This window comes from Moorena sp. SIO2C4, assembly GCF_010672485.1.
Classification (GTDB): Bacteria; Cyanobacteriota; Cyanobacteriia; order Cyanobacteriales; family Coleofasciculaceae; genus Moorena; species Moorena producens.
Window position 1 is genome coordinate 1 of record NZ_JAAHGN010000084.1, and the last position, 12,650, is coordinate 12,650.

Below are 12,650 nucleotides of genomic sequence, written 5' to 3' on the forward strand. Positions count from 1 at the left end.
TGGTTTTGCATCAGCACGAGCTTTATCTACTCGTAACGATACTCCTGAGTCAGCTTGCTGTCCTTTTGATATCGCTCGCAATGGCTTCGTGATGGGAGAAGGTTCTGGGATTGTGATCCTAGAGGAATAATAGTTGCAATATTTTGGGTAATTTTATAACCAATATCAGGATCATCTTGATAGAGTCTGGCCAATGCGTCTTTTGAAAATCGTAATAATTTGGTGTCCTTTGAAGCACATATTGCTGAATTAGGAGAAGTAGATTTATCAATTAAAGAGATTTCTCCCAAGGATGTTCCCTGAATTTTATCCGCAATTTTTTTCAGTCCAATTGTTCCTTCTTCCACATTTCCCTGCAAAGCTGGGTCGATCATAATATCAACTTGGCCTTCTAGGACAACATAGAGATCGTGACTGTCTGTTCCTTCGTCAAAAATATGCTCACCATATTGATATTGCTTAATTTCACTAATTTCTAATATCCTTTGATGCTGTGGCTCGGTCAGACCTTTAAAGACAAGAAGTTGTGCTAATAGGTTTTCGATATTCATTTTTTAAATTTCCAATTCAGAGATTGTTTGATGGGTTTTTCAGACCCTGGTGCTTTTTTTATTCCCATGTACGCAATTGTACTATAGGTTAAAGAATTTAAGGTCTTAGGATGAAGATTGGAAGTTATCAATTACTGTTTAACATATGGGGCTAGCTGATCCCACAGGTTAGGAAATTGCTGACGGAATGTTTCAGGTTGAGCAATCTCCATGTCACGGAATTCAAAGCCAGGTGCAACGGCTTCCCCCAGGAGTCCAAACTCTCCTTCTTCTAAGACCGCAGCTTTCCAGTAACCACTGGAAGAATCTGGGGTGTTTCTCCTTTTGCCAGATCCATGCCGAGTTTGAACTTTTGCAAGGTTCCGTTGGGATCAAGAACTAGATAGAGAACGGGAGAACCTGCATGGAAGTAGTGCATAATGTCAGACTTATTGATATGAAAGTGATCAATAGGGCGATCATCTGTCAGCAGGTAGTATATAGAAGTCAACACTGCCCGTGATGACCCTTCTCTATCGGTTTCAATTATTGTTTTAGAACGATAAGTTTATGAATAATAGCCTCCTTCAGGATGCATTTGCATGCCCAACTTTTGAATTAGGTCGTGTTTATTCATAATCTTGTATGGGGATAGGTAAAAATTTTTGGTTCTGTAGTAAGAGCCTATCAAGGAAGGACTAGCTGGCGCAATTCTGGTGCAACAGAGAAGAGAAGTTGCGCTTCTTTTGAGCCACTATCGATAAGCTCAAAACCTGAAAATTTAAAGCCTGGTGCAACGGAACAACCCACCAAAACACTACCTTGAATGGGTACTGCTGCCTGCCACACACCTGAAGGTACAACGTAGCAGAACTGGTTTTCTTCAGATGATAATGTAATACGTTGTGGTGGTGAATCGGTACCATCCCAGAGGTAGAGGTAGATACCCGTGCCTTTGTATAAATTCCAAACTTCATCCCCAATAACCCGATGAAACCGACTCTTTTCATCTTGGTTCAGAGAAAAGTAAATATGAGTAAGAGCAGACTTCACGCTAGAATCACTTGCAGTTACTGAAATCTTTGATCGAAATACCTCCTGATATCTTCCGCCTTCTGGGTGTTCTATCAACTCAAGTGGTTTAGTCATGAGTATTTAATTATATCTTTCAGATTTCAAACAATATACTATGTTAGTAGAGTAGCATTTCAACTTCAGTTAACCACCAAACAGCCAACTCCCAGTAGCTACCTCATCGAATTGCCAAAAGAATAAGAAAAGCTCGTGTTTTTTGTTGGTGTCGCTAACCCCACCTAAATGCAAGATTATAGGTGGGAACTGTACGAGACATTTTGTTCAACTGAGTCCCAACGCACGAGTTGCTGCTTTGATCAACGGGTAGTAGGGCGGTTTAGTGACATTAACTTCTATAGCATCTTCCCGTTTAGTACCCAAAAGTCCAATGCGTTGTCCTTTCTGAATCGCTAGGACTTTTCCTTCCGGGTTTCTAATTCTTAGTTCGTTTAAAGATTCCCAGAGGCTACAGGTGTAACGGCGCTGATTGTAATAAAATTCCGCTTTCTTGGTAGTTGAGGTAGTAGTAACTGTACTAGTAACTACGGGTAGACGGACACCAACTAACTCTAACTCAATGGTCGTGTTGCCCTCCCAATGATGCTCTCGCAACTTGTAGGCAATATCCACTCGCCGAGGTAAAGGGAAGTATTCCCCCCAACGCCAAGCAATAGCCTGAATCGTGACTGGTTGGTTGTCCTGATTCAAAGTAAGCTTAATGTGTCCCTTACCAACCACTCGTTGTTCAAGGATTTGAACATTGGCACTCCAAAAGACAGGGTCCCGATTGCCAATGCCACAGGGGTGAAGCAGATCTAATTGCTGGTAGAGGTTAGAGGTAATTTGAGAGAATTCTAGGCTAGCGTCGATACTAACTAGGGGTTTGAGGTGTTCAGGTTTTAGAGATTGATGGGCAAAACCGCTAAGGGATTGTTCAAAGGCGCTTAAGTTCTCAGCAGGTAGGGAAAATCCACCAGCTGCTTTGTGTCCTCCATATTTACCCAGTAAGTCTTTACAGAACTCTAAGGCTTCAAAAATATTGAATTCAGTGATGCCCCTTGCTGAACCACGAATGTGTTGTTGGTCGTTGTCTTCATAGGTTCCAATAAAGACTGGGACACCATAGCGCTCTACTAATCGGGAGGCAACAATCCCAATCACTCCATGATGCCAATTCGGTTGGACAATCACTAATACCCGCTTCTGTTGCCAATCTAGTCCAGTGTCTTCAATAAATGCGATCGCATCTTGTTCAATATCAGCACACAATTGCTGACGCCGTTGGTTCACTTGTTCACACTGCATTGCCCTCTCACGTGCTACTTCCGGTGCAGTAGTCGTCAGCAGTTCAATTACAATTTGGGGATCCGATAAGCGACCAATAGCGTTAATTCTTGGTCCTAGTCTAAACCCAATATCCTCTGGCTTGAGGGATTTTTGGTCATCTTTGACCCCAGTTATCTCGATTAATGCTTGAACTCCTGCTAATTGAGATTGAGGCAATAACCCTAAGCCTCGCTTTAACCAACGTCGGTTGATACCGGTTAAAGGGGCTAAATCCGCAATAGTTCCCAGAGTAAATAGTTCTAACAGCTGTTGGGTCAAGCCTTTGAGTTGACCCAGTTCTTGTGCTAGACAGATAGCTAAAATGTAAGCTATCCCTACACCCGCTAAACTTCGGTAGGGTGACTCTTCCGGCAGTTGCTTAGGATTGAGAATGGCATCAGCGTCTGGAAGTTCTGGAGGTAGGTCATGGTGGTCAGTTACAATAACCGTTATTCCAAGTTCTACAGCTCTAGCAATAGGTTCATGGGCAGCAATACCATTATCAACCGTTAAAATCACACCCACCCCTTCCTCCGCAAATTCTTCCACAATCCGTGTATTGATGCCATAACCCTCTGTCATCCGGCTGGGTATGGCGTAGTCTACATCAGCCCCCAACCAGCGTAATGCTCTGAGTAACAAAGCCGTGCTGGTCATGCCATCAGCATCGTAGTCTCCACAGATAGCGATTTTTTCTTGATTTGCGATCGCTTCAGTGAGCATCCCGACACTAATTGCCAAATCGGGAAATTCATCAATCGGTGCAGGCATCACCTGAGATAGGGGATTGAGGAAAACCTCGGCTTGTTCAGAGGTTTCAATGCCCCGATTGATCAGGAGTTGAGCGATTAGGGGGGAAATGCCTCTAGCTTGGGCGAGTTGGTCAGCTTGTTCAGTTTTGAGGGGGGCAATTTCCCAACGCTGATTAGGCAATTGGGCATGGGGTTTGGATGGGGTGGGTGAGAGGTGGTTGTGCACAGGTGTCGTGATCGAACAACAATAGCCCATACTACCACCCATACTATCAGTTATTGAATTTGACCGAAATAATTACAATAGGTTATAATCTTAACATTTTGTAATACTCAGCTGCCTGGGTTTGTCAAGCCAGAGATCACCTATCGATAGATATATCTTTAACAGCTATCTGCAAACCCCTTTAATCCTGATTAATTGTCAATTTTAAATTGTTAATTAATCAGGAAAAATTGTCTGGTTTCTATTACTTAACCGTAGTCAAGAGGACAGGCTCTGAACCCTATTTTAAATTAAAATTTTTTTATTAAACTTCCCGACTAAAATCAGGAAAGTAAGTCAATTTCAAGGCACGTTTAACAAAATCAGAAGGAACTTTGGTAACTATGGATTACCGCCATATTCAGTTTTGCGATCGCAAATCTCAAATCGACTATTACCAGCTACAGCAATTGTTTAACCTAGGTGCTTTTTGGGCAAAAGACCGAAAAATCGAGGATTGGCAAGTTGCGATCGCTAACAGTAATCCTGTCATCAGCGTTTGGGATAACCAGAAGCTGATTGGATTAGCTAGAGCTACCTCTGACGGAATTTATCGGGGAACCATTTGGGATGTCGTTATCCATCCAGACTATCGAGGAGCTGGGCTAGGGCGTAAGCTAGTGGAAACCGTACTCTCTCATCCTCAGATGAGCCGAGTAGAGAGAGTTTATCTGATGACCACCCATCAACAAAGTTTTTACGAACGCATTGGTTTTGAGGTGAACTCCAGTACCACAATGGTATTGTACAATCAGCCTCTAGCTACTCCAGTGCCTAGTAAGGCTCTACAATCTCAGGAATCCCCTGGGGTATAGAAACTTGAAACCGGGTAAGATTCTCAGCAGAGGTATCATTGTCAGCTTCTTCACTGGGGACCGCTAATACTTCTATACGCCCCTGCATCACTTCCAAGAGTGTTTGAATCATCAACAAGGTCAGTCCAGATGAAGTGGATACCGTTTCACTGGGCTGTTTTGATTGATCTGGTGGTAATTGCAATAAATCAACAGCTTCAGCCCAACAGCTGATAGCACAGGGCATATCAATCCAGATGGAAACTGTTTCAGATTTAGAGGAGAGTGTAGTCGAAACTTTAATTTCACCACTGCTTATCTGAGTAATCGCAGTATCCACAATCATTAGTAATGCTTGTCGAAAACGCCGTGGATCTACTAAAACGTGAATTTGGGGGTCAGGTGGAACTATTTGCAGTTGGAGATTGCGATTGGCAGCTTGCAAATAGGTCAGACGATAGAGGTCTTCCAACAGCTGCTTCAAGGGGACTGAGCAAATCTCCAAAACGTTAGTACCGTGTTCAGTTTTAGCTACAGCAGTCACCTCATCAAGCAGTTTGACCATAGTATGGGCAGAGGCGTTAGCCTGGTTCACAAATTCTCTCTCTTCTTCTGGAGACTCACACAGATCCGACAAAATCAACTGATGTAAACCAATCAACCGACTCAGAGGCGATCGCAACTCGTGGGAAGTTCGTGCCAAAAATCCGGCTTTAAACTGGCTCATTTCCATTGCCATTTGGTAAGCCAATTGATTTTGCTTGAATTCCTGTTTCAGACCCTGGATTTCTTCAGCATCAGTATCAGTTTGATGGCATCCAGAGGTCTTTGAGTCTGTGCTTTCATGGAGGTGCGACCCAAGGCCGGGGAACCCGGCCATTGGAAAGCGCACCTTAAGGTGCGACCCAAGGCCGGGGAACCCGGCCATTGGAAAGCGCACCTTTAAAAATTTCCGGAAGCGACTCCCCATAACTCCTAACCCAATGCCTACTAGCAAATAGATCAGATCTGTCTCACCCATGCTTATTAAGTCTTGCCACACTAAAAACGTCAACAGGTGCGACCCGAAGGTGCGACCCTAGGCCGCGAGGGATTGCTCGCGGCCTTGGAGGCGCGACAATCGCGCGAATTTAATTCGCCAAGGTCAAGCGCACCTAACAAAATTGAAGGATAAAGAATGAAGGTTGAAGATTGTACTGCTGGTAATCGACAAGGGTAGAGTTGGGTAGGCAACGAGGCTAAAAAAATACCTGTTGCTGAGTAACCAATCGATAGAACCTTTTCAGGATTCCTTCACAATTCAGGGTTCCTTCACAATTCAAACTTCATACTTTTTTGTCAGATCTTTTTAAGGATAGCTAGTTTTTTTAAAAGGTGAGTAGAACTATTCAAACTCTGAATCGTCTAATTCAATCCCTCCAGCACGCAAAATTTCCCAGCCACTGCTGGTCCATTTGGCAACAGTAGACGGGACGCCAATCTTGTCTGGTTTGATCGCTTCTAACTCAGCTGGCTGGAGGGTCAATACCTCGGGAAACTGCACCTCAACCGCTGCCATTGTTTGTAAAGGTGGCTCGCCTGAGTAATTAGCACTGGTAGTTGCCAACGGACCAGTCTTGGACAAAATTGCGATCGCTATCCTGGAAGCTGGCACACGCACCCCAATAGTAGTCGGGTCAGAAGGATTCATAACGGTAGGTACTTTATCTGAAGCGGGTAAAACCAATGTTAATGCTCCTGGCCAATACTTAACAGCCATGTGTTCCCAAATCGACCTCTGTGCGGAAGTACCTTGAACAAATGGCCAAAGAGACTTAGGAGATGCCCCCATCAAAATCAAAGGTTTGTCTTGAGGACGCCGCTTTGCCTCAAACACCAACTCTGACTTGTGCGGTAGCACTGCTAGTGCTGGTACTGTATCTGTCGGAAAACTTACCAGCTTACCTGAGAGAGCCCCGGAAATCAGGGTAGCCATAGAAACTTGGGTCATTGCTCACCAGCACACTAAAAAGTAGAAGCTATCACGTCAAAGGTAAAAGCTTGGGAAAATTCTCCAAAGCTTTTTACCTGTGGGCATCTATGCATACCTTGTTTATACTTCATACTTCCTATAAGCTAGAGCAAAGCGGTCAATACCTGCTAAATCTGGAAATATCTGGATCTCAGAGTAACTGCCATGGTTTTGGAGTAGTTGAACAACCTTGTCCGCTTGTCCTGCCATCATTTCAATTAACCAAACACCGCCTGGGCGCAGATAATCCCCAGACATGTCAATCAGCTGTCGGATACAGTCTAGACCATCCCTGCCACCGTCGAGGGCAATATGGGGTTCATGGTAGTATATTTCTGGTTGTAGCTGTTTGAGGGAGTTACTAGGTATATAAGGTGGGTTGGCCACCATACCACTTAACTGACCTTTCAAGGCTTCTAGAGGTGAATACCAATAACCATGGTAGAACTTAATTTTTTCTGCCATGCCCAACTGTTGAGCATTCAATTGAGCGATGGCAAGGGCTTCTTCAGTGCAATCAACGGCATGAATAGTCCCATGGGGAAATACCTCTGCCAGTCCACAAGCGATCGCTCCACTACCAGTCCCCAAATCCGCCCAGTGTCCTGATGATAAGTCAGGTGTAGAGCTCATAGCTACACCATTGACCGCCAGATCAATCAGGGATTCAGTTTCTGGGCGGGGAATCAGGACAGCTGGGGAAACTCTCAAGGAGAAATGACGCCAAGGAGTAACCCCAGCTAGGTATTGAACTGGGCATCGCTGATGGATACGCTTTTGCCACAGTTGGGTGAGTACAGGTAGAGGTTGGGAAAGTTGAATAGTTGAGTTTTCAGTGGCTTGCCCTAACAAGGAACACTGTTGCCATGACTCCAAGCGTAGCACTAATGGGTCAAGCTCAGCTACCTCCTTTAGCAACCAGTCCACTTCAGCTGTAGGGACACCTGCCTCGGCGGCAGACTTGCAGGCATCTTGACGCCACTGCCAGAGTTCTTTTCCCGAGACCACCCACCGCTGACCCATAATCATTGATTTGGACGTTGGAGTTGATTTTGGGACAGACCTTGCAAAAATTTCAGGGATTCCTGGGATGGCACTAGTACGATTTTCTCTAGCTGCTGATCGTTGCTGTCCTGTAAGGTTTTTATAACGCCCTCTAGAGGCACTACCTCTATCTTAACCTGGGAGTTAGGGTCTTGCTGCTTATAGCGATTCACTATACTCTGCAATTGCTCTTTGTTAAAAAAGAACGGAATTGATGAGACCCCATTTTGTTGAATGGTTAGGTATCCGCTGTTGCTAGCTTCTTTGGCCACAAACAGCGGTACGCCCTGAAATGGCTTTTTTTCTTGACCATTTTGGTTCCAGATCGCTTGTGCCTGCTTTACCTGCTGTTGGTTTGGTATGTAGGCAAAATTTAAACCATTGGGAACAGTGCGATTCTTTTGATTTTGCTCATGAACTTCCCCCAAAGATACAGGCACTACTTGAACCTTGTTACCTAGTTGAGGATTCTCCTGCTTTAAACGCTGTACAAAGGCATTAGCATCTTCTTGGCTAATAAACACACCTGCCACTGAGGTAGTCTTCTTTTGATCTTGCTGATCTGGAATTGAGGCTACTAGTGGCGAACCTTTAGTATCAGTAACTGCAAATACAGGTACAGGTGTCAACTTTTCTCTTACCTGCTCTTCGGTCAGAGCCAGTGCCGCTAAATTTTCCGCACTCACTGAGCCTAGTAAGGCACTCCCTACTAAACTTAATGTTGTGCCCCAACGGAACAATGATTTCATAGAAATTACCTCGAATTTTAACGAAGAAGAGCCTGTTACAACTAGAATACCCTGCTCACTGAGAGATCTGAACGCAACTTACTAACCTCTAGTAGAGGCAGAGATTAAATTCATTCTTGTCGATCATAGCTTGACGTGGCATGTTAACTTAGCTGATCAGCGGCGTTTCATGGCTCTGCACCTGACTATTATCAAGTTTCACTGACTTTACCCTGGTGTCTTGACTGATTAGACTTATTGATTGATCGATTTCCAATCGGGATGACAGGATTTGAACCTGCGACATCCTGCTCCCAAAGCAGGCGCGCTACCAAGCTGCGCTACATCCCGGATGCTACCTCTAAGCAGTATAACCAGTATAACTCACTTTTGGCATTTTGTGTGTACTCTAGATTAATCTGGATACCAAAACATGCCTTTAATACCTTCTGGGTCAGGCATAAATCCCATTTTACGGTAAAAACTTACCACTTGAGGATCGGCAAATAGGGTGATATTGCTAATATCTTGGCTGCGCAATTTTTTGATCATATATCTCATCAAAGCTTTACCTAGTCCCTTGGCTTGGAAATCTGGATGAACTACTACATCCCAGATTGTGGCATTGAAAGCATGATCAGAAGTGGCACGGGCAAAGCCAATTAAGCGCCTCGTGTTACCTCGCTGGTACCACATAGAAGTAACCAAAAAGCTATGCTGAATGGCTTTCTTAACTTTGCGCAGAGGACGCCGAGACCAACCAACAGCATCACAAAGTTCTTCCAATTCGTACAGGTCAATTTCCCGTGTTGTACTGAAAAATACCCGTGAGGTACCGTCGGTGCGATATTTGACACCTTCTACGGTATCTCCTTCAGATCGTGTTTGAGGCAAAGCAGTATCAGAACTGCTAAAGAAGCTTTTCCAAAAACCCATGCAGGTGTGACAGTGGCGTTATCATAATTGTGAGCTACTTGGACTGGTAATGGTCTTCTTTCCCTGACGGCTCAGACGTTCTGGGTCTCGGTCAACCAGAGCCAGACTTAAATGTTTTAAAAAACAGAAAGTGATATTTGATCTATATGGTTTTACTCCACCAGGAAAACTATCATACCCGACCTACCTTGATCTGAAACTAATTCTTTGTGCAAATGATAATACCACAATTAAGCCTCCTATCCAAATTCCCATCCTAGCATTCCCTCAAGGCTCGCGCTCTTTGAAGTTGCTTGGGTAAGATTCTCGCGTCGGAGGGGGCACAGCTGTTTCAGGCTAGGAAGGTACCGAAGGTGGGGAAGTTGGGGAAGATTAGTTAGACTAGGCTAATCAGCAGGATTGCTCAGAAATGAATCAGATCCGCCCTTGTTGTTGGCTGGGGGCTCCAACCCATATATATCAAGAAATCAAGCAAATCAAGGTGCGCTTTCCAATGGGCGAGTAAATCGCCCTTGGGTCGCACCTCAATGTTAAACTCTATCTATATATACATTTAAGGCTCTTTTATCAGTATTTTTGTAAGTCCCCCTAGAAGCTGACGGGGTTGTGTTAACTCAAAAAGCTTAGGTGCGCTTGACCTTGGCAAATTAAATTCGCCACGGGTCGCACCTTTTGATAAACAAGAATAGCCACCTACCCCTATCGATCACTGTGGGTTGGAAATCATCCCAACAAGAAATCCTGAAACGCTTCAACCGAGCGTTTCCTAAGTTCTATGAACAGTTTGTCAGTAGTGAGATCCAACTGCACAACCTCAAACTGGCTTACCGACTCTATAAAACCCAACATGCTGTAATTGAGATCAAACCGGAAGGCTCAAAAAGTGTCCTGCACTTTGCTTACCGCAATGAGTCTTTTCTGCTCAGTGACATTTTTGGCGTTCTGACTGCCTATGGACTGACTATCCACAGTCTCAGTCTTTATGGTCAAATTAGTCCCCCAATGCTGGTGTTTATGAAACTAGTGGTGTCTCGTGACCGGAAAGCGCTGACCTACAAAACCTCAGAAAATGTCTGCCGTGCCCTGAGGGAGGCTTTGGCAGGGCGCTTTGAGGTGGAACAAATGCTGGCAGTGGAATTTAATCTCGATGCTGGCTTGAAGCAGGTAGAAACAGAATTTTATGTAGACCCAGTGTTTCATCTACCAGCGCTGTTAATTGAGGCCAATAACCAACCTGGATTATTTTACAAAGTTATGTATGCCATCTGGCAAGAGGATTTACTGGTGGTCAATGCCAACTTGCTGGTGTGGCGGGGACGAACCCGACTGATTCTTTACCTACTAGGTCCTAACGGAAACTTGATTCCCGATTATTTAGGTCAAAAAATTGCTGAAAGCATTCGGAGGCGATTACTAGGTCAAGTGTTTTAGTTATCATTGGGTGACAAGCACAGGTGAGACCCGAAAGTGCGACCCAAGGGCGATTTACTCGCCCATTGGAAAGCCCACCAAAGCCAGAATTTAATTCTTAATGGGGAAAGCGCACCTAAGGACTTATGCCGCAAACCCAGTTTCTTAAGGTAATTACTACGATTTCAGCCTTTGATATATAACCAGAAACCGGGTTTTAAGGCTATTGGTGGCTAAGTCCGTCATCCTGCCTACTTTTCAAGTAAAGACAAACAAGATGTGATTAAAATCACTGACTAATTTCCTATCCTGTTAATTCTTCGATAAGATCAAGGTATGGCAAGCATTAACATCCTAGGAGTATCCCATACTTACGAATTAACACCTCCTACTCAATCATCCTGTCCTGTTCTGGTTTTCATCCACGGCTGGCTGTTAAGCCGTAGCTATTGGCAACCTCTAATTTATAGGTTGTCACAGCAGTATCAGTGTCTGATTTATGACCTGCGGGGATTCGGTGAATCCCAGTCCCAAATTCATAACACTCAAAGCTCAACATCGAACCGGGACTCGGAATCACCATTTCCTGAGACTGCTGCTTCATCCACTGACCGCTATAGCTTAGCTGCCTATGCTCAGGACTTGGGCATCCTGCTAGAAAAACTGGGAATCGAGCCGGCTTGGTTGGTTGGTCATTCCCTAGGGGGTAGCATTGCTCTATGGGGTGCCTATTTGCTGCCTCAGAGGATTCAAGGGGTAATCTGTCTTAATGCTGGTGGTGGGATTTATCTGAAAGAAGAATTTGAGCGGTTTCGGGTGGCTGGTCAGCAGTTGGGAAAACGGCGTCCCCGTTGGTTGTGTTATGTCCCTTTACTGGACTTACTGTTTACCAGGGCTCAGGTAGCGCGCCCTATTGCCCGGAAATGGGGACGTCAACGGGTTATTGATTTTGTTACTGCTAACGCAGAAGCTGCATTGAGAACCTTATTAGATTCTACCACAGAAGCGGAGGTGCATCGCTTACCTCAGGTAGTTTCCCGACTCAAACAACCTGTTTATTTCATTGCTGGTACTAAGGATAAGGTAATGGAACCCAAATATGTGCGCCATCTTGCTAGTTTTCACAGTCTCTTTCAATCCTGTGGGGACAATGTGATTGAAATTGCTGAATGTGGACATATGGCGATGGTTGAGAAACCAGAGACTATTGATGCTCAAATTCGTCAAATTTTGGCTAATTACAGTTAATTAAAATGGTTAATTAGAATGGGCGAGGCTCAAGCTAATAGAGAACTTTAGCCTCACCCCAGGCTGGGAATGATCGGGCGATCTAGCCGAGATTTGCTTAATGCATAACCTAGATAATTCGGCGTTGATGATTAATGGAATAATTGAGGGGAGTGGGGAATGGGGAATGGGTAACTGACCACTGATAAATGACCCGACTATACTTGAGATCATTTCTTACTTCAGCAACGTCGAAAATTCAGAGGGAAGTGCTAGGCAAGTGCAGCACCAAACAGATCACCGGCTTCATTTGCTCCTAGACCTGCCTGATCCAGTCCTTGGCTAGGTACCAATCCGTTAGCGGAGCCATGAAAGATAAAGGCAAACCCGGACTTGGGATCAGACCCAGGAGCTTCACCAGGGGCTCCAACCCCTAGGTCGTCAAAACCGTCGCCGTTGAAGTCTCCCACTGCTAAGGATTCACCAAACCGATCACCAGCCTCATTGGCTCCCAGTCCTGCCTGACTCAGCCCTTGGCTGGCGACCAGTCCGA

12 protein-coding genes, 1 tRNA gene and 3 pseudogenes are annotated in these 12,650 nt (G+C 44.8%); 4 read left to right on the forward strand and 12 right to left on the reverse strand.

What is annotated here, in order from left to right; genetic code table 11:
* Positions 1-127: pseudogene (locus F6K20_RS07160) on the forward strand (beta-ketoacyl synthase N-terminal-like domain-containing protein); the annotation flags it as partial.
* Positions 128-182: 55 nt separating this feature from the next.
* Here the strand turns inward: F6K20_RS07160 and F6K20_RS07165 are convergent.
* The 5 genes and pseudogenes from F6K20_RS07165 to recJ all read right to left on the reverse strand — a co-directional run.
* Positions 183-551: pseudogene (locus tag F6K20_RS07165) on the reverse strand (cyclic nucleotide-binding domain-containing protein); the annotation flags it as partial.
* Between the two features lie 131 nt (positions 552-682).
* Positions 683-805, reverse strand: a pseudogene (locus F6K20_RS39840) (cupin domain-containing protein); the annotation flags it as partial.
* A 17-nt stretch (positions 806-822) separates the two neighbouring features.
* Positions 823-1,044, reverse strand: coding sequence for a cupin domain-containing protein (locus tag F6K20_RS07170; protein ID WP_008178407.1), 222 nt, complete (start codon positions 1,042-1,044; stop codon positions 823-825).
* Positions 1,045-1,217: 173 nt separating this feature from the next.
* Positions 1,218-1,679 carry a cupin domain-containing protein gene (locus F6K20_RS07175; RefSeq protein WP_008178410.1) on the reverse strand — a complete coding sequence of 154 codons (462 nt, stop codon included), beginning with the start codon at positions 1,677-1,679 and terminating at the stop codon, positions 1,218-1,220.
* 207 nt (positions 1,680-1,886) lie between these two features.
* Positions 1,887-3,950: a single-stranded-DNA-specific exonuclease RecJ gene (gene recJ, locus F6K20_RS07180; RefSeq protein ID WP_008178412.1), complete on the reverse strand. Its 2,064-nt coding sequence runs from the start codon at positions 3,948-3,950 to the stop codon at positions 1,887-1,889.
* A gap of 341 nt (positions 3,951-4,291) precedes the next feature.
* Here recJ and F6K20_RS07185 point away from each other — a divergent pair, with 341 nt between their 5' ends.
* A complete protein-coding gene (locus F6K20_RS07185; RefSeq protein ID WP_008178414.1) occupies positions 4,292-4,762 on the forward strand; it encodes a GNAT family N-acetyltransferase in 471 nt (156 codons plus the stop codon).
* Here F6K20_RS07185 and F6K20_RS07190 read toward each other — a convergent pair.
* The 6 genes from F6K20_RS07190 to F6K20_RS07215 all read right to left on the reverse strand — a co-directional run bounded on the left by F6K20_RS07190 (position 4,722) and on the right by F6K20_RS07215 (position 9,460).
* On the reverse strand, positions 4,722-5,762 hold the full coding sequence (locus F6K20_RS07190; protein WP_008178416.1) for a sensor histidine kinase: 1,041 nt from the start codon (positions 5,760-5,762) through the stop codon (positions 4,722-4,724). The genes F6K20_RS07185 and F6K20_RS07190 overlap by 41 nt on opposite strands.
* Before the next feature lie 363 nt (positions 5,763-6,125).
* Complete coding sequence (locus F6K20_RS07195) at positions 6,126-6,731, reverse strand: L-threonylcarbamoyladenylate synthase (RefSeq protein ID WP_008178418.1); 606 nt, start codon at positions 6,729-6,731, stop codon at positions 6,126-6,128.
* A gap of 102 nt (positions 6,732-6,833) precedes the next feature.
* Complete coding sequence (gene prmC, locus F6K20_RS07200) at positions 6,834-7,781, reverse strand: peptide chain release factor N(5)-glutamine methyltransferase (RefSeq protein ID WP_008178420.1); 948 nt, start codon at positions 7,779-7,781, stop codon at positions 6,834-6,836.
* Positions 7,778-8,545: a Tic22 family protein gene (locus F6K20_RS07205; RefSeq protein WP_008178422.1), complete on the reverse strand. Its 768-nt coding sequence runs from the start codon at positions 8,543-8,545 to the stop codon at positions 7,778-7,780. The genes prmC and F6K20_RS07205 overlap by 4 nt, the downstream gene beginning before the upstream one ends.
* Before the next feature lie 256 nt (positions 8,546-8,801).
* A tRNA-Pro gene (locus F6K20_RS07210) sits at positions 8,802-8,875 on the reverse strand.
* Positions 8,876-8,938: 63 nt separating this feature from the next.
* The gene (locus F6K20_RS07215) at positions 8,939-9,460 is read right to left on the reverse strand and encodes a GNAT family N-acetyltransferase (protein ID WP_008181937.1); all 522 of its coding nucleotides are present in this window, start codon (positions 9,458-9,460) and stop codon (positions 8,939-8,941) included.
* Positions 9,461-10,165: 705 nt separating this feature from the next.
* Between F6K20_RS07215 and F6K20_RS07220 the strand changes: the two genes are divergently transcribed.
* Together F6K20_RS07220 and F6K20_RS07225 are read left to right on the forward strand one after the other, a co-directional pair.
* Positions 10,166-10,891 carry a hypothetical protein gene (locus tag F6K20_RS07220; protein WP_044492570.1) on the forward strand — a complete coding sequence of 242 codons (726 nt, stop codon included), beginning with the start codon at positions 10,166-10,168 and terminating at the stop codon, positions 10,889-10,891.
* A 315-nt stretch (positions 10,892-11,206) separates the two neighbouring features.
* A complete protein-coding gene (locus tag F6K20_RS07225) occupies positions 11,207-12,118 on the forward strand; it encodes an alpha/beta fold hydrolase (protein ID WP_287250576.1) in 912 nt (303 codons plus the stop codon).
* Between the two features lie 251 nt (positions 12,119-12,369).
* Here F6K20_RS07225 and F6K20_RS07230 read toward each other — a convergent pair.
* A partial coding sequence (locus tag F6K20_RS07230) for an FG-GAP repeat protein (RefSeq protein WP_287294244.1) occupies positions 12,370-12,650 on the reverse strand: 281 nt, incomplete at its 5' end.